The following is a 19273-nucleotide window of genomic DNA, read 5'->3' on the forward strand; positions in this document are numbered from 1 at the left end:
TTTTCCTGCGGCCCCCGCTCTTCGTAAAGGTGACCTCCATGTCTGCTCCCAGCTCTGCCGGTCATAGCCGTCTGACCAAGACCCACAAGATGTCGATCGCCGGTGTCGCCACCCTCGGTGCCGCCGCCCTCGCCTTCTCCCTGGTGCCCGGCGGTTCCGCCGAGGCCCAGCCGGTCAGCGCGGCCCCGGTCTCCCTGGAGCGGATCGTCTCCGTCGCCCACACCACCCAGGTCGCCGACCAGGTCGCCGCGCAGCAGATCGTCGCCGGCCAGCAGGCCGTGGTCGAGGCCAAGGCGGTGGCCGCCGCCAAGGCGAAGGCCAAGGCCGCCAAGGCCAAGGCGGACGCCGACGCCAAGGCCAAGGCCGAGGCCGCCGCGAAGAAGGCCCGCGCGCAGAAGGCCGCGGCCAGCCGCTCCGCCGCCCGCACCCCGGTCTTCGCCAACAACCTGGACGGCTGGATCAAGGAAGCTCTCTTCATCATGAAGAAGGAGGGCATTCCGGGCAGCTACGCCGGTATCCACCGCAATGTGATGCGCGAGTCCAGCGGCAACCCGCTCGCGATCAACAACTGGGACATCAACGCCCGGAACGGCATCCCCAGCAAGGGCCTGCTCCAGGTGATCTACCCGACCTTCAAGGCCTACCACGTGCCCGGCACCAAGTTCGACCAGTACGACCCGGTCGCCAACATCGTCGCCGCCTGCAACTACGCGGCCGACCGCTACGGCTCGATGGACAACGTCAACAGCGCCTACTGAGCCTGTTGCCACCGCTCCCCCATGCGCCGCGGGGCGGCACCCGGATTCCGGGTGCCGCCCCGCGGCGTTCTGGCGTGTGCGCGACCGGTCCCGCCGGCCGCCCGCCTCACTTGCGCATGACCTCGGGCTCGTGGCGGCGCAGCAGGCGCGCCACCGCGAAGCCGCAGGCGATGCCGAGCAGCAGCAGGACGGTGATGTCCAACGTCCACTGGCCGACCGTGGCCTCCCAGAGCGGGTCCAGGTTGGTGGGGTCGTCGCGGTCCCACGGCGGCATCAGGTGACCGAGGTCCAGGGTGGTGCCGGCGGCGGCGATCGCCCAGCGGGACGGCATCAGCCAGGCGAACTGCTCCAGGCCCGGGGAGTCGTACACCTGGAACAGGATGCCGGTGAACACGACCTGGACGATCGCGAACATCACCAGCAGCGGCATGGTCTTCTCGGCGGTCTTCACCAGCGAGGAGATCACCAGCCCGAACATCATCGAGGTGAAGCCGAGGGCGATCACCGAGAGGCAGAGCTCCACGGCCGGGGGCATCAGCAGCCCCTCCTCGGGCAGCGCCCGGGGGGCGAAGCCGATCCCGCAGATGATCACGCCCTGGAGGGCGGTGATCAGGCCGAGGACGATCACCTTCGACATCAGGTACGCCGAGCGGGACAGGCCGGTGGCGCGCTCCCGCTCGTAGATGACCCGTTCCTTGATCAGTTCGCGGACCGAGTTGGCGGCGCCGGAGAAGCACATGCCGACCGCGAGGATCAGCATGATCGTTCCGGCGTCCCCGTTGTAGATCGCCTTGCCGGTGGGCTTGCCCAGGCCGAAGTCGGCGGGGATGACCACCGAGACCACGCCGAGGACGGCGGGCAGGATCAGCATCAGCCCCATGAAGCCCTTGTCCGAGGCGATCACCGAGACATAGCGGCGCATCAGGGTGAACAGCTGCGAGCCCCAGCCCTGCGGCTTGGGCGGGCGCATCTGCTGGGCGGGCGGCATGCTGACCGACTGCGGGGCGACCGCGTCGATGTCGGCGGCGTACAGCTGGTAGTGCTGCGAGCCCTTCCAGCGGCCGGCCCAGTCGTAGTCGCGGTAGTTCTCGAAGGCCGAGAACACGTCCGCCCAGGTCTGGTAGCCGAAGAAGTTCAGCGCCTCGTCCGGCGGACCGAAGTACGCGACGGAGCCGCCCGGGGCCATCACCAGCAGCTTGTCGCAGATGGCGAGCTCGGCCACCGAGTGGGTGACCACCAGCACGGTGCGGCCGTCGTCGGCCAGGCCGCGCAGCAGCTGCATCACGTCGCGGTCCATGCCCGGGTCCAGGCCGGAGGTCGGCTCGTCCAGGAAGATCAGCGAGGGCTTGGTGAGCAGCTCCAGGGCCACGGACACGCGCTTGCGCTGACCACCCGAGAGCGAGGTGATCTTCTTGTCCTTGTGGATGTCGAGCTTGAGCTCGCGCAGCACCTCGTCGATGCGGGCGGCGCGCTCGGACTCGGCGGTGTCGCCGGGGAAGCGGAGCTTGGCCGCGTACTTCAGCGCGGTGCGGACCGTGAGCTCCTTGTGCAGGATGTCGTCCTGCGGGACCAGCCCGATGCGCTGGCGGAGCTCGGCGAACTGCTTGTACAGGTTGCGGTTGTCGTAGAGCACGTCGCCCTGGTTGGCGGGCCGGTAGCCGGTGAGCGCCTTGAGCAGGGTGGACTTGCCGGACCCGGACGGGCCGATGACCGCGATCAGCGACTTCTCCGGGACGCCGAAGGAGACGTCCTTGAGGATCTGCTTGCCGCCGTCCACGGTGACCGTGAGGTGGCGGGCCGAGAAGGAGACCTCGCCGGTGTCGACGAACTCCTCCAGCCGGTCCCCCACGATCCGGAAGGTGGAGTGGCCGACGCCCACGATGTCCTGCGGGCCGAGCAGCGCGGTGCCGGACTTGGCGAGCGGCTGGCCGTTGACGTACGTGCCGTTGTGGCTGCCGAGATCGTGGATCTCGAAGCGGCCGCCCGGCATGGACCGGAACTCGGCGTGGTGGCGCGAGACCTGGAGGTCGGAGACCACCAGCTCGTTGTCGAGCGCACGGCCGATCCGCATCACATGGCCGAGGGCCAGCTGGTGGAAGGTGGTCGGGCTGCGGTCGGCGTAGCCGGGGGTGCCGGCGGCCTGGCCCTGGGCGGGACGGGCCCCGCCCTGCTGCTGCGGGAAGTGCCCCTGCTGCTGCGGCTGCTGGTGCTGCGGCTGCTGGTGTTGGTGCTGCTGTTGCTGGTGCTGCGGCTGCTGGTGTTGCTGTTGCTGGTGCGCGGCGTAGGCCTGTTGCTCCGGGGACCAGGCCCCGCCCTGCTGCTGGCCGGCCGGCGCGGCGGCCGCGGCGGCCGGAGCGGCGGCGGTGGGATTCAGCCGCGGACCGTCCTGGGCGTTGCCCAGGTGCACCGGGGTGCCGGGGGCCAGTTCGGCCTGCTGGACCCGGGCCCCCCGGACGTACGTGCCGTTGGTGCTGCCGTGGTCCTCGATCACCCAGCCCCGGCCGTTCCAGCTGAGGGTGGCGTGCCGCCACGAGACCCGGGCGTCGTCGATCACCATGTCGCCCTGGGGGTCGCGCCCCAGCGTGTACGACCTGGACGGATCGAGCGTCCAGGTCCTTCCGTTCAATTCCAGTACGAGTTCCGGCACTCCAGCCCCACTTGTTGTCCCCCGAGGATCCCCCTGACGTCAGGGAGTCTAGGGATGGCGAACATCCGGGGGAACTATTCCAGGCTCGCGGCCACAAGGGGAATCCAGGCCGTCCCACCGGTTCTCCCACCGGTTCCGAAAGGCTCCCGGACGGTGTGATTCAGGACTTCTCGCCCCCGTTCGACCGGTGAGACGGTGCGCCCGGACCGGGGGCCGGGAGGATACGGTGTGGCCACCATGAGTGCTTCGCAGACCTCCGACGTCCCCACCCTCCTCGTCAAGATCTACGGCAAGGACCGACCCGGGATCACCGCCGGGCTGTTCGACACCCTCGCCGCCTACTCCGTCGACGTGGTCGACATCGAGCAGGTGGTCACCCGGGGCCGCATCGTCCTGTGCGCCCTGGTCACCAAGCCCACCGCCGGGAGCGAGGGCGACCTCCGGGCCACGGTGCACAGCTGGGCCGAGTCCATGAAGCTCCAGGCCGAGATCATCTCCGGTACCGGTGACAACCGTCCGCGCGGCAGCGGGCGTTCCCATGTGACCGTGCTCGGGCATCCGCTGACCGCCGAGTCCACCGCGGTGATCGCGGCCCGGATCACCGGCACCGGCGGCAACATCGACCGCATCTTCCGGCTCGCCAAGTATCCGGTGACGGCCGTGGAGTTCGCCGTCTCCGGTGTGGAGACCGAGCCGCTGCGGACGGCCCTGGCCACCGCGGCCGCCGAGATCGGCGTGGACGTGGCCGTGGTCTCCTCCGGGCTGCACCGGCGGGCCCAGCGGCTGGTGGTGATGGACGTGGACTCGACCCTGATCCAGGACGAGGTCATCGAGCTGTTCGCCGCGCACGCCGGCTGCGAGGAGCAGGTGGCCGAGGTGACCGCCCGGGCGATGCGCGGGGAGCTCGACTTCGAGCAGTCCCTGCATGCCCGGGTGGAGCTGCTGGCCGGGCTGGACGCCTCGGTGGTCGACAAGGTACGGGCCGAGGTGCGGCTGACCCCGGGGGCCCGGACCCTGATCCGGACCCTGAAGCGGCTCGGCTACCAGGTCGGCGTGGTCTCCGGCGGGTTCACCCAGGTCACCGACGACCTCCAGGAGCGGCTGGGGCTGGACTTCGCCTCGGCGAACACCCTGGAGATCGTCGACGGCAAGCTGACCGGCCGGGTCACCGGCGAGATCGTGGACCGGGCCGGGAAGGCCCGGCTGCTGCGCCGGTTCGCCTCCGAGGCCGGGGTGCCGCTGGCCCAGACGGTGGCCATCGGGGACGGCGCCAACGACCTGGACATGCTGAACGCGGCCGGGCTCGGGGTGGCGTTCAACGCCAAGCCGGTGGTGCGGGAGGCCGCGCACACGGCGGTGAACGTGCCGTTCCTGGACGCGGTGCTGTACCTGCTGGGGATCACCCGGGAAGAGGTCGAGGCCGCCGACCTCGGCTGAGGCAGCGGCCGTACCGGTGCCCGTGGGGCTCAGTGCTCCTTGGGGGTCCAGAAGTCCAGCAGGGTGCCGACACCGTGCTCCACCGACTTCCAGGTGCCGGTGAAGGAGACCACGGCCAGCGCCGAGGTCGGGAAGCCGGTCCGGCCCATCCGCCGGAGGGTGTCCCCCTCGGCCCGGCCCGACAGGGCGTCGGCCAGGGCGTGCATCCCCGGGTTGTGGCCGATCACCAGGAGGTCGGCCACCTCCTCGGGGGTCTCGTTCAGCAGGGCGATGAGCTCGCCCAGCGAGGCCTCGTAGAGCCGCTCCTCGTAGACCGTCCTGGGCCGGTGCCCCAGTTCCTGGACGGCGAGCTTCCAGGTCTCCCGGGTCCGGGCGGCGGTGGAGCAGAGGGCCAGGTCGAAGGCGATGCCGGTCTCGGCCAGCTTCAGTCCGACGGCCGGGGCGTCCTTGCGGCCGCGTTCGGCCAGCGGGCGCTCGTGGTCCGAGACCTGGGGCCAGTCGGCCTTGGCGTGCCGGAGGAGGACGATCCTGCGGGGTGTATCGGCGCTCATGAGTCCCAGCTTCGCATGAAACCGGCCATGGAGCGCAGGGTGTTGGGGCAGCTCACCCCGGGGCCGCACCCGGGCCGCGTCGGGGCGGTACGGGGCCCGTGCCGGGCCGGCGGTCAGCCGAGGGAGTGCAGGACCCGCTCGACGAGATGGCCGAGGGCGGAGCCGTCGGTGCCGGCCGGGGCCTCGGCGGGCACCGCCACCAGGAGCAGCGCGAAGAGGCAGCCGAAGGCGAGCGCCGGCAGGGCCAGCGCCCACCAGGTCAGCCGGGCGTGGGCGCCGTGTCCGCGGATGGCGCGGGGCTGGGTGGGTACCGGCATCGCCGTCTCCTGGGGGTTCCGCTGGGGCCGTACGCGCACGGCGCGTCTTCCCTCGTCACGCTACGGATCCGCGCGGCGGGTTCCCATCGGGGGCGCACCCCATTCGACCCTGAGCCCGACCCCCTAGGGGTGGTGGGGTTATCCCCACCCCGGGGCCGGCCGGGCCGGGGTCAGGGGGAGGCGAAGGTCGCGATGATGGCGATGATCACGGTCACGCCGAGCATCGCGCCGAGCACGAGGCCCAGCTTCTTGCGGCCGTTCTGGGGGTTCGGTTCGAGGACGGGCATGCGGTCAGTCTCGCACGCCGCACTCGTCCTCGATCGTGCGGTCCCGTCCGGCGAGCACGCCCAGCGCGATCTGCGGCACCAGCAGTCCGGCCATCAGGGCCAGCGGGAGGTCCCAGCCGCCGCTGTGCTGGTAGAGGGTGCCGATCAGCAGCGGGCCCGGGATGGAGATCAGATAGCCGGTGGACTGGGCGAAGGCGGAGAGCTTGACGACTCCGGCCGGGGACTTGGCGCGCAGTCCGATCATGGTGATGACCAGCGGGAACGCACAGTTGGAGACGCCCAGCAGCAGGGCCCAGGCCCAGGCTCCGGCGGCCGGGGCGAAGTAGAGCCCCAGGTATCCGGCGAGCCCGAAGAGGCCGAGGGTGACGGCGATCGGGCCCTGGTGGCGCATCCGGCCGGCCAGGCCCGGGATCACGAAGGCCAGCGGGACGCCCATCACCATGGTGACGGCGAGCAGCAGGCCGGCGGTGCCGGCCGAGACCCCGGCGTCGCGGAAGATCTGCGGGAGCCAGCCCATGGTGATGTAGGCGCCGGTGGCCTGGAGACCGAAGTAGCAGGCCAGGGCCCAGGCGGTGCGGCTGCGGACCACGTTGGGGCCGGCCGGTTCGGTGCGCGCCTCGGAACTGCGGGCGGCGGCGCGGTCCCGACGGACCTGGCGGGCGATCGGCAGCCAGGGCAGTACGGCGATGACCGCGAGGGCGGCCCAGACCAGCAGGCCGGTGCGCCAACTGCCGCCGAGGGCCTCGGTCATGGGGACGGTGGCGGCGGCCGCGAGGGAGGTGCCGGCGGCCAGGGCCATGGAGTAGAGGCCGGTCATGGTGCCGACCCGGTCCGGGAACCAGCGCTTGACGATCACCGGCAGCAGCACGTTGGTGAGGGCGATGCCGGCGAGGGTGAGGCCGCTGGCGGCCAGGAAGCCGACCGCGTTGTGGGTGAACGGGCGGATCAGCAGTCCGGCGGCCACCATGCCCATGCCCGCGCAGACCACGGCCGCCGGGCCGAAGCGGCGGGAGAGCCGGGGGGCGGTGACCCCGAAGACGGCGAAGCAGAGGGCCGGTACCGAGGTGATCAGTCCGGCGACGGTGCCGCTCATCCCGAGGCCGGTGCGGACCTCCTCGAAGAGGGCGCCGAGGCTGGTGATGGCGGGCCGCAGGTTGAGGGCGGCCAGCACGATGCCGACGACGAGCACCGGGCCGAGCCAGCCGGGCGGGGCGGCCTCGCCCGGTTCCGCGCGCTGCTGCCGGAGCGGGGCGGGCCGGTTCAGGGTCTGTATCTCTTCGTCCTGCATCACACCATCATAGAATCATGGGATGATTGCTCCATGCCACTGACCTCACCCAGGCGCTCCGCGCTCGTCGACCAGGTGATCACCCAGATCCGGAACCAGATCACCTCGGGGGAATGGCCGGTCGGCTCAAGGATCCCGACCGAACCGGAGCTGGTGGACCTGCTGGGCGTGGCCCGCAACACGGTCCGCGAGGCGGTCCGGGCGCTGGCCCACAACGGCCTGCTGGACATCCGGCAGGGCTCGGGCACCTACGTACTGGCGACCAGCGAGCTGGCCGGGGTGATGCACCGGCGGTTCGCCGGGGCGGATCCCCGGCACATCGCCGAGCTGCGCTCCACCCTGGAGGCCTCGGCCGCCCGGCTGGCGGCGGAGCGGCGCACCGGGCGGGACCTGGCCCAGCTGGACGCCCTGCTGGCACGGCGCGAGCGGGCCTGGGAGTCCGGGGACGCGGAGGTGTTCGTCGCGGCCGACGTGGCCCTGCACATGGCGGTGGTCACCGCCTCGCACAACGAGGTGCTGATCGAGCTGTACGCCGACCTCGGCGATCTGATCCGGGACTGGCTGCGGGCGGACGTGGGCACCGAGCTCACCCCGGAGTCCCATCTGGACCACGCCCGGCTGATCGAGGCGATCCGGCGGGGCGACGCCGACACCGCCGGGTCGGAGGCGGCCGGGTACCCGTTCGTCTGCCTCCGCGGGGCCTGAGCGGTCCTCCGCGGGGCCTGAGCGGTCCGCCGCGCCACCCGGCGGGGTGCGCGGCCGGTCAGCCCCGGTGGTGGCTGGTCCAGGCGGCCCGGACCTCCTTCCAGCAGCGGGCGGTCAGCCGCACCCGGCCGGCCGGTTCCACGGCCACCGCGGCCCCGTCCCCGTCCACGTCCCACCAGCGGTCGCACTCCAGGTGCAGCCGCACCCGGTCGGTGACCGGGTAGGGGTTGTGGCAGGTGGCGGTGACGGTGGAGCCCTCGATCCGGGTCCGGCAGTCCGCTCCGAAGGGCTCCGCGGCCGGCGGGGCGGCCGCGGGGGCGGGCCGCGCTCCGGTGCCGGGCGCCGAGCGTGCTCCGGTGGGGTGTGCGGCCGCGCCGGGGATCAGCAGTCCGCTCAGGACGACCGAGGTGACCAGCAGCGATACCGCTCCGCTCCGCCTGGCGCGCAACCGGTGCCTCCTCCCCGCCATGGGCCGGGAAGATCCCGGCCCGGTCAGTTTGCAGGCATCTGCCCCTTTTCTCGACTCGGAAGATCCGGCCGGTCGCACCCGGCGGCGGACAGCACGAGGGCCGCGCCCCCGCAAGGGGAGCGCGGCCCTCGGCCGTGCGCGGGAGGCCGCGAGGGGTCAGGCACCCATCGCGTGCAGACCGCCGTCCACGTGGACGATCTCGCCGGTGGTCTGCGGGAACCAGTCCGACAGCAGGGCGACGACGCCCTTGCCGGCCGGCTCCGGGTCGCTCATGTCCCAGGCCATCGGGGAGCGGCCGTTCCAGACGTCGGCGAGCTCGGAGAAGCCGGGGATGGACTTGGCGGCCATCGAGCCGATCGGGCCGGCCGAGACCAGGTTGCAGCGGATGCCCTCCTTGCCCAGGTCACGGGCGAGGTAGCGGCTGGTGGCCTCCAGGGCCGCCTTGGCCGGGCCCATCCAGTCGTACTGCGGCCAGGCGTACTGCGCGTCGAAGGTGAGGCCGACCACGGCCGCACCCTCCGCCGGGAACAGCGGCTTGCAGGCCATGGTCAGCGACTTCAGGGAGAACGCCGAGACGTGCATGGCCGTGGCCACCGACTCGAAGGGGGTGTTCAGGAAGTTGCCGCCGAGGGCGTCCTGCGGGGCGAAGCCGATGGAGTGGACGACTCCGTCCAGACCGCCGAGCTCCTCCCGGACCAGGCCCTCCAGCCGGTCCAGGTGCTCCTGGTTGGTGACGTCGAGCTCGATCACCTTGACCGGCTTGGGCAGCTTCTTGGCGATGCGCTCGGTCAGCGTGGGCCGCGGGAAGGCGGTGAGGATGACCTCGGCGCCCTGTTCCTGCGCCAGCTTCGCGGTGTGGAAGGCGATGGAGGACTCCATCAGCACACCGGTGATGAGGATCCGCTTGCCTTCGAGGATTCCGCTCATGTGATCAGTGACCCATGCCCAATCCGCCGTCAACGGGAATGACGGCTCCTGTGATGTACGAGGCCTCGTCCGACGCGAGGAAGCGGACCGCAGAGGCGATCTCCTCCGGCCGCGCGTAGCGGCCGAGCGGGACCTGGGAGACGATGCCGGCGCGCTGCTCGTCGGTGAGCACCGCCGTCATGTCGGTGTCCACGAAACCGGGCGCCACGACGTTGAAGGTGATGTTGCGGGAGCCCAGCTCCCGGGCGAGGGAGCGGGCGAACCCGACCAGCCCGGCCTTGGAGGCGGCGTAGTTCGCCTGGCCCGCGGAGCCGAGCAGGCCGACCACGGAGGAGATCAGGACCACGCGGCCCTTCTTGGCCCGCAGCATGCCGCGGTTGGCGCGCTTGACGACCCGGAAGGTGCCGGTGAGGTTGGTGTCCAGGACGGTGGTGAAGTCGTCCTCGGACATGCGCATCAGCAGCTGGTCCTTGGTGATGCCGGCGTTGGCCACCAGCACCTCGACCGCGCCGTGCTTCTCCTCGATCTCCTTGTAGGCCTGCTCCACCTGCTCGGAGTCGGTGATGTCGCAGCGGACCGCCAGCACACCCAGCTCCGCGAGCTCGGCCGGCGGCTCGCCCGAACGGTACGTGATCGCGACCTTGTCGCCGGTGTCGGCGAAGGCGCGGGCGATGGCGAGGCCGATGCCCCGGTTTCCTCCGGTGACGAGAACCGAGCGGCTCAACGGATCACCCTTTCGCTAGCGGTCTGTATATACCGCAAAACCTATCGGTACCCGGACCCGTACGGGGAATCGGGCCCCGACAGGGCCACGGGACCCGCGCTGTCGAATCCCTACAGAAAGAGGTGTGCACTTCGGCTCCGGGCGCGACATGATCGGAGCGACCGGTCACGACCACGGGAGGACTTCCGTGCCCCATTCCATCGACGCGGCCTTCACCGCGCTGCCGCTGCGGGCGCTCGCCGACGCGGCGCTCGCCCGGGCCCGCGCGCTCGGCGCCGAGCACGCCGACTTCCGGCTGGAGCGGATCCGCAGCGCCTCCTGGCGCCTGCGGGACGCCCGGCCCTCGGGCGGCTCCGACACCACCGACCTCGGCTATGCGGTCCGGGTGGTGCACGGGGGCAGCTGGGGGTTCGCCTCCGGTGTGGACCTCACCATGGACGGGGCCGCCAAGGTGGCCTCCCAGGCGGTGGCCATGGCGAAGCTGTCCGCCCAGGTGATCAAGGCGGCGGGTTCCGACGAGCGGGTGGAGCTGGCCGCCGAGCCGGTGCACGCCGACCGCACCTGGATCTCGGCGTACGAGCTGGACCCGTTCCAGGTGCCGGACGCCGAGAAGGCGGCCCTGCTCGCCGACTGGAGCTCCCGGCTGCTGCGGGCAGACGGGGTGGCCCATGTGGACGCCTCGCTGCTCGCGGTGCACGAGAACAAGTTCTACGCCGACACGGCGGGCACCGTCACCACCCAGCAGCGGGTGCGGGTGCACCCGCAGCTCACCGCGGTGGCCGTGGACGGCCAGACCGGCGAGTTCGACTCGATGCGGACGATCGCCCCGCCGGCCGGCCGCGGCTGGGAGTACCTGACCGGCACCGGCTGGGACTGGGACGGCGAGCTGGAGCGGATCCCCGGGCTGCTGGCCGAGAAGATGCGGGCGCCGGCCGTCGAGGCCGGCCGCTACGACCTGGTCGTGGACCCCTCCAACCTGTGGCTCACCATCCACGAGTCCATCGGCCACGCCACCGAGCTGGACCGGGCGCTGGGCTACGAGGCGGCGTACGCGGGCACCTCGTTCGCCACCTTCGACCAGCTGGGCAAGCTGCGCTACGGCTCCTCGGTCATGAACGTGACCGGCGACCGGACCGCCGAGCACGGTCTGGCCACCATCGGCTACGACGACGAGGGCGTGCAGGCGCAGAGCTGGGACCTGGTCAAGGACGGCACCCTGGTCGGCTACCAGACGGACCGGCGGATCGCGAAGCTGACGGGGCTGGGCCGCTCCAACGGCTGCGCGTACGCGGACTCCCCCGGCCATGTGCCGGTGCAGCGGATGGCGAACGTCTCGCTGGCCCCGGACCCGGGCGGGCTGTCCACCGAGGACCTGATCGGCGGGGTGGAGCGCGGGATCTACGTGGTCGGGGACCGCTCCTGGTCCATCGACATGCAGCGCTACAACTTCCAGTTCACCGGGCAGCGGTTCTACCGCATCGAGAACGGCCGGCTGGCCGGCCAGCTGCGCGATGTCGCGTACCAGGCCACCACCACCGACTTCTGGGGGTCGATGGAGGCCGTGGGCGGCCCGCAGACCTATGTCCTGGGCGGTGCCTTCAACTGCGGCAAGGCCCAGCCGGGCCAGGTCGCGGCGGTCTCGCACGGCTGCCCGTCCGCGCTGTTCCGCGGCGTCAACATCTTGAACACCACGCAGGAGGCCGGTCGCTGATGTCGACTCTTCGCAGCAAGCCGCACGAGATCGTCGAACGGGCCCTGGAGCTGTCCACGGCCGATGGCTGCGTGGTCATCGCCGACGAGGAGTCCAGCGCCAACCTCCGCTGGGCCGGCAACGCGCTCACCACCAACGGGGTCACCCGCGGCCGCACCCTCACCGTCATCGCGACCGTGGACGGCAAGGAGGGCACCGCCTCCGGGGTGGTCTCCCGGGCCGCCGTGACCGCCGAGGACCTGGAGCCGCTGGTGCGGGCCGCCGAGGCGGCCGCCCGCGGGGCCGGCCCGGCCGAGGACGCCCAGCCGCTGGTGACCGGGACCCCGGTCTCCCCCGGGTTCACCGAGGCTCCCGCCGAGACCTCCTCGGCGGTGTTCGCCGCGTTCGCCCCGGCGCTGGGCGAGGCCTTCGCGGCCGCCCGGGCCGGCGGCCGGGAGCTGTACGGCTTCGCCAACCACGAGCTGGTGTCCAGCTACATCGGCACCTCCACCGGGCTGCGGCTGCGGCACGACCAGCCCAACGGCACCCTGGAGCTCAACGCCAAGTCCCCGGACATGCAGCGCTCCGCCTGGGCCGGCCGCTCCACCCGCGACTTCGCCGATGTGGACCCGCGGGCCATGGACGCCGAGCTGGCGGTCCGCCTCGGCTGGGCCGAGCGGCGGATCGAACTGCCCGCCGGACGGTACGAGACCCTGCTGCCGCCGACCGCGGTGGCCGACCTGCTGATCTACCAGATGTGGTCGGCGGCCGCCCGGGACGCGGTGGAGGGCCGGACGGTGTTCTCCAAGCCGGGCGGCGGCACCCGGCTGGGCGAGAAGCTGTCCGGGCTCCCGCTGAACCTGCGCAGCGACCCGGCGGCGCCGGGCCTGGAGTCGGCCCCGTTCGTGATCGCGCACAGCTCCGGGGACGACGCCTCGGTCTTCGACAACGGGCTGCCGGTCCCGGCCACCGACTGGATCCGCGACGGGGAGCTGGCCCGGCTGACCACCACCCGGCACAGCGCCGCCCTCACGGGCCAGCCGCTCTCCCCCGGCTTCGGGAACCTGATCCTGGACGCGGGCGGCGAGAAGACCCTGGACGAGATGATCGCCGGGACCGAGCGGGGACTGCTGCTCACCTGCCTCTGGTACATCCGCGAGGTGGACCCGGCGACCCTGCTGCTCACCGGTCTCACCCGGGACGGGGTGTACCTGGTGGAGAAGGGCGAGGTGGTCGGCGCGGTGAACAACTTCCGGTTCAACGAGTCCCCGGTGGACCTGCTGTCCCGGGCCACCGAGGCCGGGCGGACCGAGCAGACCCTGCCGCGCGAGTGGAGCGACTGGTTCACCCGGGCCGCGATGCCGGCCCTGCGGATCCCGGACTTCAACATGAGTTCGGTCAGCCAGGGCGTCTGACCACCTAGAATGTGCGGACCCCCTCATCCGCATCCCATCTACTGCATCCTCCAAGGAGAGTCACGACCGTGACGGACATCGTCGACGAACTGAAGTGGCGCGGGCTGTTCGCCCAGTCCACCGACGAAGAAGCGCTGCGCAAGGCCTTCGCGGACGGTCCGGTCACCTTCTATTGCGGATTCGACCCCACAGCGGCCAGCCTGCACGTCGGACACCTGGTGCAGGTGCTGACCATGCGCCGGCTCCAGCAGGCCGGGAACCGGCCGCTGGCGCTGGTCGGCGGGGCCACCGGCCAGATCGGGGACCCCCGGCCGACCGCCGAGCGCACCCTGAACGACCCGGCCGTGATCGCAGAGTGGGTGAACCGGCTGCGGGCCCAGATCGAGCCGTTCCTGTCCTTCGAGGGGGAGCACGCCGCGACCCTGGTGAACAACCTGGACTGGACGGCGGGCATGTCCGCCATCGAGTTCCTCCGGGACATCGGCAAGCACTTCCGGGTCAACAAGATGCTGACCAAGGACTCGGTGGCCAAGCGGCTGGAGTCCGACCAGGGCATCAGCTACACCGAGTTCAGCTACCAGCTGCTCCAGGGCATGGACTTCCTGGAGCTGTACCGCCGGCACGGCTGCGTCCTGCAGCAGGGCGGGTCCGACCAGTGGGGCAACCTGACGGCCGGTCTCGACCTGATCCACCGGGTGGAGCCGGGCGCGCACGTGCACGCGATGGCCACCCCGCTGATGGTCAAGGCGGACGGCACCAAGTTCGGCAAGACCGAGGGCGGGGCCGTCTGGCTGGACCCGGAGATGACCACCCCGTACGCGTTCTACCAGTTCTGGCTGAACGTGGACGACCGCGATATCTCCACCTACATGCGGATCCTGTCCTTCAGGTCCATGGCGGAGCTGGAGGAGCTGGAGGCGCAGACCGCCGAGCGGCCGCAGGCGCGTGCCGCGCAGCGGGCGCTGGCGGAGGAACTGACCGCCCTGGTGCACGGCCCGGCACAGGCCGCGGCCGTGATCGCCGCCTCGAAGGCGCTGTTCGGCCAGGGCGACCTGACGGAACTGGACGAGGCCACGCTGGCCGCGGCCCTGTCCGAGCTGCCGCACGCGAAGGTGGCCGAGCCGGGCCTGGTGGTGGACCTGCTCGCGGAGACCGGGCTGGTCGCCAGCAAGTCGGCGGCCCGGCGCACCGTGAAGGAGGGCGGGGCCTACGTGAACAACGTGAAGGTCACCGCCGAGGACGCGGTGCCCGTCGCGGCGGACCTGCTGCACGGGCGCTGGCTGGTGCTGCGGCGCGGCAAGAAGAACCTGGCCGCGGTGGAGGTCACCGGCGCCTGACCGGGCGCGGGGCAGTACGGCACGGCGAAGGGGCCGGTGCGGACCGGGAGGTCCGCGCCGGCCCCTTCGGCCTGCCGGGGCCCGCCGGGGGTCAGGTCCGCTGGCGGTTGCCGCGCAGGGCCATGTAGACCATGTCGCCGAGGCCGACGATCACGACCGCTCCGACCAGTTGCAGCAGGTGCCGGATCCAGTCGACGCCCCGGGTGTCGGCCACCCCGATCCAGCCCGCGACGGCGTTGCCGACGATGGCGCCGACGATGCCGAAGAGCGTGGTCAGCCAGAGCGGCTGGTGCTGCTTGCCGGGCAGGATGGCGCGGGCGATGAGGCCCAGCACGAAACCGACGATGATCGCCCACAACCAACTCATGTCGCCTCCTCATGGCGCGTGGTGCGCATGTGCGCCCAGTGTCGATCACTCCGGCGAAAGGCGCATTTCGAGCGGGTGCACCCGGGGTCGCCATGGGGTCGGCATTCGGAGCACACCCCCTCTCCCCGGCCGCGGGGGCCGGGAGTACGGTGAGGACCGTGAAGAAGCGGAACGGAGCCCAGGTCTTCCGGATCACCGGGGCCCGGATGGGGCTCGACGAAGACGTGCGGGGGCGGCAGCGCCGCTATGTGATCTCGATGGCGGTCAGGACCGTGTCGGTGATCCTCACCGTGGTCCTGTGGGACGTGGAACGGCACGTGGCGGTGGTGACGCTGATCGCCGGCGCGCTCCTCCCGTACGTGGCCGTGGTGATCGCCAACGCGGGGCGGGAGAACACCCCCGCGCTGCCGTCGCAGTTCATCCCGCCACCGGTGCGTCCGGCGCTGGAAGCGGGGACCCTGAACCTCAATAAAAGCTCAGATCAATCATGAAGTTCCGGTGCACCGCACCGGGTCCTGCGTGACATACTGCCTACGCGCTCCGCATCCCCCGTCGGAGCGACGGACCGACGCCGGGCAGCTCCCCCCGTGGCTGCTCGGCGTCGCCCTTTAGGGTTGAGGCGTGAACTCCCCTGACACCGCGCACCCCGCGTCCGAACCGGCCCCCGTCTGCTCCGCCAAGGGCTGCCGCGAGCCCGCCGCATGGGTGCTGGCCTGGAACAATCCCAAGCTGCACACCCCGGAGCGGCGCAAGACCTGGGTGGCCTGCCCGGACCACCGGGAGCACCTCTCCCAGTTCCTGGGCGTGCGCGGGTTCCTCAAGGACGTGGTGGCGCTGGCGGACTGGGTGGAGCCGGAAGACCCCGGAACACCGGAAACCCGCCGTTGAGGCGGGTTCGGGCGGATCGGGACGGTTCTACCCGGTAGCGGTCCGGGGCGGGTGGTCAGCCTCCGATGGCGGACATCGGGCGGTCGGGCTGGAGGAACGACGGGTCGTCCAGACCGGATCCGGCCTTCTTCCCCCACATCGCGACCTTCCAGAGCCGGGCGACCTCCTCGTCCGGGGCGCCCGAGCGGAGGGCGGCCCGCAGGTCGGACTCCTCGGTGGCGAACAGACAGGTGCGGACCTGGCCGTCGGCGGTGAGCCGGGTCCGGTCGCAGGCCCGGCAGAACGGGCGGGTGACCGAGGCGATGACCCCGACGGTGGCCGGGCCGCCGTCCACCAGCCAGCGCTCGGCGGGAGCGGCTCCGCGGGCCTCCTGGCCCTCCTCGGTCAGCTCGAAGCGGGTCCGCAGGGACTCCAGGATGTCCCCGGCGGTGATCATCCCGTCCCGCTTCCAGCCGTGCTGGGCGTCCAGCGGCATCTGCTCGATGAAGCGGAGCTCGTACCCGCGCTCCACCGCCCAGGCGAGCAGGTCGGGGGCCTCGTCGTCGTTGAGTCCGGGCATCAGCACGGCGTTGATCTTCACCGGGGTGAGGCCGGCCTCCTGGGCCGCGGCCATGCCCTCGACCACGTCCTTGTGGCGGTCCCGGCGGGTGAGGGTCTTGAAGACCTCGGGGCGCAGGGTGTCCAGGGAGACGTTGACCCGGTCCAGGCCGGCGGCCTTCAGGGCGGCGGCGGTGCGCTTGAGCCCGATGCCGTTGGTGGTGAGGGACATCTTGGGGCGCGGCTCCAGGGCGGCGCAGCGCTCGACGATCCCGACCAGTCCGGGGCGGAGCAGCGGCTCGCCGCCGGTGAAGCGGACCTCGGTGACGCCGAGCTCGGTGACCGCGATCCGGATCAGCCGGACGATCTCGTCGTCGGTCAGCAGATCGGGCTTGGCCAGCCACTGCAGCCCTTCCTCGGGCATGCAGTACGTACAGCGCAGGTTGCACCGGTCGGTGAGCGAGACGCGCAGGTCAGTGGCCACGCGGCCATAGGTGTCGAGAAGCACTGTGGGCCCCCTCCCCTGTCCGGTTCGTAGAGACGCGCGACGCCTTGGGTGGAAAGCGTGCGTTGTATTCGAGCCTACGTGACGGCTGTGTCGGACAGATGTCCCCGAAGGAACGAGACACGGCGTGGCCGCGTCGTACGGAAGTACGACGCGGCCACGCTGGGTGTTCGGAGGATGTCAGTGAGCGCCGGTTCCGGTGAGGGAGCGGACCTCCAGCTCCGCGTACTTGCCGGTGTCGGCCTTCTCCTTGGACAGGACGGTTCCCAGCCAGCCCAGCAGGAAGCCCAGCGGGATGGAGATGATCCCGGGGTTCTCCAGCGGGAACCAGTGGAAGTCCATGCCCTTGAACATCGAGGTCTTGGGGTTGCCGGAGACCACCGGGGAGAACAGCACCAGCACCACCGAGGAGATCAGTCCGCCGTAGATGGACCAGAGGGCGCCGCGGGTGGTGAACCGCTTCCAGAAGAGGCTGTAGAGGATGGTCGGCAGGTTGGCGGAGGCGGCGACGGCGAAGGCCAGGGCGACCAGTCCGGCCACGTTGATGTCGCGGGCCAGGGCGCCGAGGCCGATGGCGACCGCGCCGATGACCACGGTGGACCAGCGGGCGGCCCGGACCTCCTCGGCGTCGGTGGTCTTCCCCTTGCGGATCACGTTGACGTAGATGTCGTGCGCGAAGGACGAGGAGGAGGCCAGGGTGAGGCCGGCCACCACGGCGAGGATGGTGGCGAAGGCCACCGCGGAGATCACCGCGAGCAGGATGGCGCCGCCGGTGGAGCCGGCGCCGCCGCCGACCTCCTGGGCGAGCAGCGGGGCGGCTGTGTTCCCGGCCGGGTTGGAGGCGATGATGTCGGCCCGGTTCAGCAGGGCCGCGGCGCCGAAGCCGAGGGCGATGGTCATCAGGTAGAAGGCGCCGATGATGCCGATGGCCCAGTTCACCGACTTGCGGGCGGCCTTGGCGGTGGGAACCGTGTAGAAGCGGATCAGGATGTGCGGGAGCCCGGCGGTGCCCAGGACCAGGGCGAGGCCGAGGGAGATGAAGTCCAGCTTGGAGGTGCCGGTGGCGCCGTACTTCTGGCCGGGCTCCAGGAAGGCGGTGCCCTTGCCGCTGTTCTCGGCGGCCTGGCCGAGCAGCGAGGAGATGTTGAAGTTGAACTTCCACAGCACCATGAAGGTGATCAGCAGGGCGCCCGCGATGAGCAGCACCGCCTTGACCATCTGGACCCAGGTGGTGCCCTTCATCCCGCCGATGGAGACGTAGACGATCATCAGGACGCCGACCAGGGCGACGATCGCGAGCTTGCCGCCGTCGCTGGTGATGCCGAGCAGCAGGGAGACCAGGACTCCGGCGCCGGCCATCTGGGCGAGCAGGTAGAAGATCGAGACCACGATGGTGGAGGTGCCGGCGGCGGTCCGGACCGGGCGCTGGCGCATCCGGTAGGCCAGGACGTCGCCCATGGTGTAGCGGCCGGAGTTGCGCAGCGGTTCGGCGACCAGCAGCAGGGCGACCAGCCAGGCGACCAGGAAGCCGATGGAGTAGAGGAAGCCGTCGTAGCCGAAGAGGGCGATGGCTCCGGCGATGCCGAGGAAGGACGCGGCGGACATGTAGTCGCCGGAGATGGCCAGGCCGTTCTGGAAGCCGGTGAACTGGCGGCCGCCGGCGTAGAAGTCGGCGGCGCCCTTGGTCTGCCGTCCGGCCCAGACGGTGATGCCCAGGGTGGCGAGGACGAACAGTCCGAACAGGGTGATGATCAGCGGGCGGTGCTCGGAGGCCCCGGTGGCCGCCAGCTGGATCCCGGCGAAGTGCTGGGTGCTCATTCTCCGGCCTCCATACGGGACTTGATGGCCTCGGAGCGGGGGTCGAGCTGGGCCGCGGCATGCCGGGAGTACCACCAGGCGATCAGGAAGGTGGTGGCGAACTGGGCGAGGCCGAGCACCAGGGCGACGTTGACGTTGCCGAAGAGGGTGGTCCCCATGAAGCCGCCCGCGTAGTTGGACAGCAGCACGTAGAGCAGGTACCAGGCGATGAAGGCCACGGTCAGCGGGAAGGCGAACGAGCGGTAGGCGCTGCGCAGTTCACCGAACTCGGGGCTCGCCTGGACGGCGAGGAACTCCTCCGTGGAGGGCTGGGCCGGTTCGGTCTGCGGACCGCCCGGCGGCGGTGCTGCGTCGGTGGTCACGGGGGGCTCTCCTTGTGGCGCGGGTGCGGTGGGGACGAAGGACAAAGCAACCTCCGGAGGGGCTGGTGGCGCTGATCCCCCCTGTCAACGGCACGGATTTCGCGGCGCGACGGTTCAACGCCCGTGGATTCTTCGGTGTCTGATTTCTCGAACTGATGGCGCAGAAGGGAACACGAGCACTAGGTTCTGCTGTCATGAACCCGTCCGACGCGACCCGCGTCCGGACGGCTTTTTACGGATGATG

General features: G+C 71.3%; 20 protein-coding genes. 8 read left to right on the plus strand and 12 right to left on the minus strand.

Annotation, left to right across the window (positions count from 1 at the left end):
* Nucleotides 1-38 precede the first annotated feature (38 nt).
* Nucleotides 39-758 carry a transglycosylase SLT domain-containing protein gene (locus ACZ50K_RS00075; protein ID WP_468895242.1) on the plus strand — a complete coding sequence of 240 codons (720 nt, stop codon included), beginning with the start codon at nucleotides 39-41 and terminating at the stop codon, nucleotides 756-758.
* Between the two features lie 106 nt (nucleotides 759-864).
* Here the strand turns inward: ACZ50K_RS00075 and ACZ50K_RS00080 are convergent, their stop codons facing one another.
* Nucleotides 865-3405, minus strand: coding sequence for an ABC transporter ATP-binding protein/permease (locus ACZ50K_RS00080; RefSeq protein WP_468895245.1), 2541 nt, complete (start codon nucleotides 3403-3405; stop codon nucleotides 865-867).
* 237 nt (nucleotides 3406-3642) lie between these two features.
* On the opposite strand from ACZ50K_RS00080, the gene serB reads away from it, so the two are divergent.
* Entirely contained in the window at nucleotides 3643-4842 is a 1200-nt protein-coding gene (serB, locus tag ACZ50K_RS00085; protein ID WP_468895248.1) for a phosphoserine phosphatase SerB, read from the plus strand.
* Between the two features lie 29 nt (nucleotides 4843-4871).
* Here the strand turns inward: serB and ACZ50K_RS00090 are convergent, their stop codons facing one another.
* From ACZ50K_RS00090 to ACZ50K_RS00105, 4 genes are all read right to left on the minus strand, one after another.
* Nucleotides 4872-5393: a SixA phosphatase family protein gene (locus ACZ50K_RS00090; RefSeq protein ID WP_468895251.1), complete on the minus strand. Its 522-nt coding sequence runs from the start codon at nucleotides 5391-5393 to the stop codon at nucleotides 4872-4874.
* Nucleotides 5394-5506: 113 nt separating this feature from the next.
* Nucleotides 5507-5710: a hypothetical protein gene (locus tag ACZ50K_RS00095; RefSeq protein ID WP_468895254.1), complete on the minus strand. Its 204-nt coding sequence runs from the start codon at nucleotides 5708-5710 to the stop codon at nucleotides 5507-5509.
* Nucleotides 5711-5880: 170 nt separating this feature from the next.
* Complete coding sequence (locus ACZ50K_RS00100) at nucleotides 5881-5997, minus strand: SGM_5486 family transporter-associated protein (protein ID WP_468895257.1); 117 nt, start codon at nucleotides 5995-5997, stop codon at nucleotides 5881-5883.
* Nucleotides 5998-6001: 4 nt separating this feature from the next.
* Entirely contained in the window at nucleotides 6002-7285 is a 1284-nt protein-coding gene (locus ACZ50K_RS00105) for a CynX/NimT family MFS transporter (protein WP_468895260.1), read from the minus strand.
* A 33-nt stretch (nucleotides 7286-7318) separates the two neighbouring features.
* Here ACZ50K_RS00105 and ACZ50K_RS00110 point away from each other — a divergent pair, with 33 nt between their 5' ends.
* A complete protein-coding gene (locus tag ACZ50K_RS00110) occupies nucleotides 7319-7990 on the plus strand; it encodes a FadR/GntR family transcriptional regulator (protein WP_468895263.1) in 672 nt (223 codons plus the stop codon).
* Nucleotides 7991-8048: 58 nt separating this feature from the next.
* Here ACZ50K_RS00110 and ACZ50K_RS00115 read toward each other — a convergent pair whose 3' ends face one another.
* The 3 genes from ACZ50K_RS00115 to fabG form a co-directional block, all read right to left on the minus strand.
* Complete coding sequence (locus tag ACZ50K_RS00115) at nucleotides 8049-8438, minus strand: hypothetical protein (protein WP_468895266.1); 390 nt, start codon at nucleotides 8436-8438, stop codon at nucleotides 8049-8051.
* Nucleotides 8439-8615: 177 nt separating this feature from the next.
* Nucleotides 8616-9386, minus strand: coding sequence for an enoyl-ACP reductase FabI (gene fabI / locus ACZ50K_RS00120; RefSeq protein ID WP_468895269.1), 771 nt, complete (start codon nucleotides 9384-9386; stop codon nucleotides 8616-8618).
* A 4-nt stretch (nucleotides 9387-9390) separates the two neighbouring features.
* On the minus strand, nucleotides 9391-10110 hold the full coding sequence (gene fabG / locus ACZ50K_RS00125) for a 3-oxoacyl-[acyl-carrier-protein] reductase (protein WP_468895272.1): 720 nt from the start codon (nucleotides 10108-10110) through the stop codon (nucleotides 9391-9393).
* Nucleotides 10111-10258: 148 nt separating this feature from the next.
* Here fabG and ACZ50K_RS00130 point away from each other — a divergent pair, with 148 nt between their 5' ends.
* The 3 genes from ACZ50K_RS00130 to tyrS all read left to right on the plus strand — a co-directional run bounded on the left by ACZ50K_RS00130 (nucleotide 10259) and on the right by tyrS (nucleotide 14552).
* Nucleotides 10259-11821 carry a TldD/PmbA family protein gene (locus ACZ50K_RS00130; protein WP_468897121.1) on the plus strand — a complete coding sequence of 521 codons (1563 nt, stop codon included), beginning with the start codon at nucleotides 10259-10261 and terminating at the stop codon, nucleotides 11819-11821.
* Complete coding sequence (locus ACZ50K_RS00135) at nucleotides 11821-13215, plus strand: metallopeptidase TldD-related protein (protein WP_468895275.1); 1395 nt, start codon at nucleotides 11821-11823, stop codon at nucleotides 13213-13215. Before ACZ50K_RS00130 ends, ACZ50K_RS00135 begins: the two co-directional genes overlap by 1 nt.
* A 68-nt stretch (nucleotides 13216-13283) precedes the next feature.
* Complete coding sequence (gene tyrS, locus ACZ50K_RS00140) at nucleotides 13284-14552, plus strand: tyrosine--tRNA ligase (RefSeq protein WP_468895278.1); 1269 nt, start codon at nucleotides 13284-13286, stop codon at nucleotides 14550-14552.
* A 91-nt stretch (nucleotides 14553-14643) separates the two neighbouring features.
* On the opposite strand, the gene ACZ50K_RS00145 is transcribed toward tyrS, so the two are convergent.
* Nucleotides 14644-14919 carry a GlsB/YeaQ/YmgE family stress response membrane protein gene (locus ACZ50K_RS00145; RefSeq protein ID WP_468895281.1) on the minus strand — a complete coding sequence of 92 codons (276 nt, stop codon included), beginning with the start codon at nucleotides 14917-14919 and terminating at the stop codon, nucleotides 14644-14646.
* 158 nt (nucleotides 14920-15077) lie between these two features.
* On the opposite strand from ACZ50K_RS00145, the gene ACZ50K_RS00150 reads away from it, so the two are divergent.
* Nucleotides 15078-15410, plus strand: coding sequence for a DUF3099 domain-containing protein (locus tag ACZ50K_RS00150; RefSeq protein ID WP_468895283.1), 333 nt, complete (start codon nucleotides 15078-15080; stop codon nucleotides 15408-15410).
* 130 nt (nucleotides 15411-15540) lie between these two features.
* Nucleotides 15541-15807: a hypothetical protein gene (locus ACZ50K_RS00155; RefSeq protein ID WP_468895286.1), complete on the plus strand. Its 267-nt coding sequence runs from the start codon at nucleotides 15541-15543 to the stop codon at nucleotides 15805-15807.
* A gap of 55 nt (nucleotides 15808-15862) precedes the next feature.
* Here the strand turns inward: ACZ50K_RS00155 and moaA are convergent, their stop codons facing one another.
* The 3 genes from moaA to ACZ50K_RS00170 form a co-directional block, all read right to left on the minus strand.
* A complete protein-coding gene (moaA, locus tag ACZ50K_RS00160; protein ID WP_468895289.1) occupies nucleotides 15863-16852 on the minus strand; it encodes a GTP 3',8-cyclase MoaA in 990 nt (329 codons plus the stop codon).
* A 177-nt stretch (nucleotides 16853-17029) separates the two neighbouring features.
* Complete coding sequence (locus tag ACZ50K_RS00165; RefSeq protein WP_468895292.1) at nucleotides 17030-18667, minus strand: solute symporter family protein; 1638 nt, start codon at nucleotides 18665-18667, stop codon at nucleotides 17030-17032.
* The gene (locus ACZ50K_RS00170) at nucleotides 18664-19029 is read right to left on the minus strand and encodes a DUF485 domain-containing protein (RefSeq protein ID WP_468895295.1); all 366 of its coding nucleotides are present in this window, start codon (nucleotides 19027-19029) and stop codon (nucleotides 18664-18666) included. Before ACZ50K_RS00170 ends, ACZ50K_RS00165 begins: the two co-directional genes overlap by 4 nt.
* Between the last annotated feature and the right edge of the window lie 244 nt (nucleotides 19030-19273).

This window comes from Streptomyces sp. NPDC033845 (assembly GCF_055576225.1).

Excerpts from the sequence above, each read along its gene's own strand:
- ACZ50K_RS00165 (WP_468895292.1), bottom strand. The coding sequence starts at position 18,667 with ATGAGCACCCAGCACTTCGCCGGGATCCAGCTGGCGGCCACCGGGGCC.
- ACZ50K_RS00075 (WP_468895242.1), top strand. The coding sequence starts at position 39 with ATGTCTGCTCCCAGCTCTGCCGGTCATAGCCGTCTGACCAAGACCCAC.
- ACZ50K_RS00100 (WP_468895257.1), bottom strand. The coding sequence starts at position 5,997 with ATGCCCGTCCTCGAACCGAACCCCCAGAACGGCCGCAAGAAGCTGGGC.
- ACZ50K_RS00110 (WP_468895263.1), top strand. The coding sequence starts at position 7,319 with ATGCCACTGACCTCACCCAGGCGCTCCGCGCTCGTCGACCAGGTGATC.
- ACZ50K_RS00090 (WP_468895251.1), bottom strand. The coding sequence starts at position 5,393 with ATGAGCGCCGATACACCCCGCAGGATCGTCCTCCTCCGGCACGCCAAG.
- ACZ50K_RS00135 (WP_468895275.1), top strand. The coding sequence starts at position 11,821 with ATGTCGACTCTTCGCAGCAAGCCGCACGAGATCGTCGAACGGGCCCTG.
- fabI (WP_468895269.1), bottom strand. The coding sequence starts at position 9,386 with ATGAGCGGAATCCTCGAAGGCAAGCGGATCCTCATCACCGGTGTGCTG.
- serB (WP_468895248.1), top strand. The coding sequence starts at position 3,643 with ATGAGTGCTTCGCAGACCTCCGACGTCCCCACCCTCCTCGTCAAGATC.
- ACZ50K_RS00095 (WP_468895254.1), bottom strand. The coding sequence starts at position 5,710 with ATGCCGGTACCCACCCAGCCCCGCGCCATCCGCGGACACGGCGCCCAC.
- ACZ50K_RS00105 (WP_468895260.1), bottom strand. The coding sequence starts at position 7,285 with ATGCAGGACGAAGAGATACAGACCCTGAACCGGCCCGCCCCGCTCCGG.
- ACZ50K_RS00130 (WP_468897121.1), top strand. The coding sequence starts at position 10,259 with ATGATCGGAGCGACCGGTCACGACCACGGGAGGACTTCCGTGCCCCAT.
- ACZ50K_RS00145 (WP_468895281.1), bottom strand. The coding sequence starts at position 14,919 with ATGAGTTGGTTGTGGGCGATCATCGTCGGTTTCGTGCTGGGCCTCATC.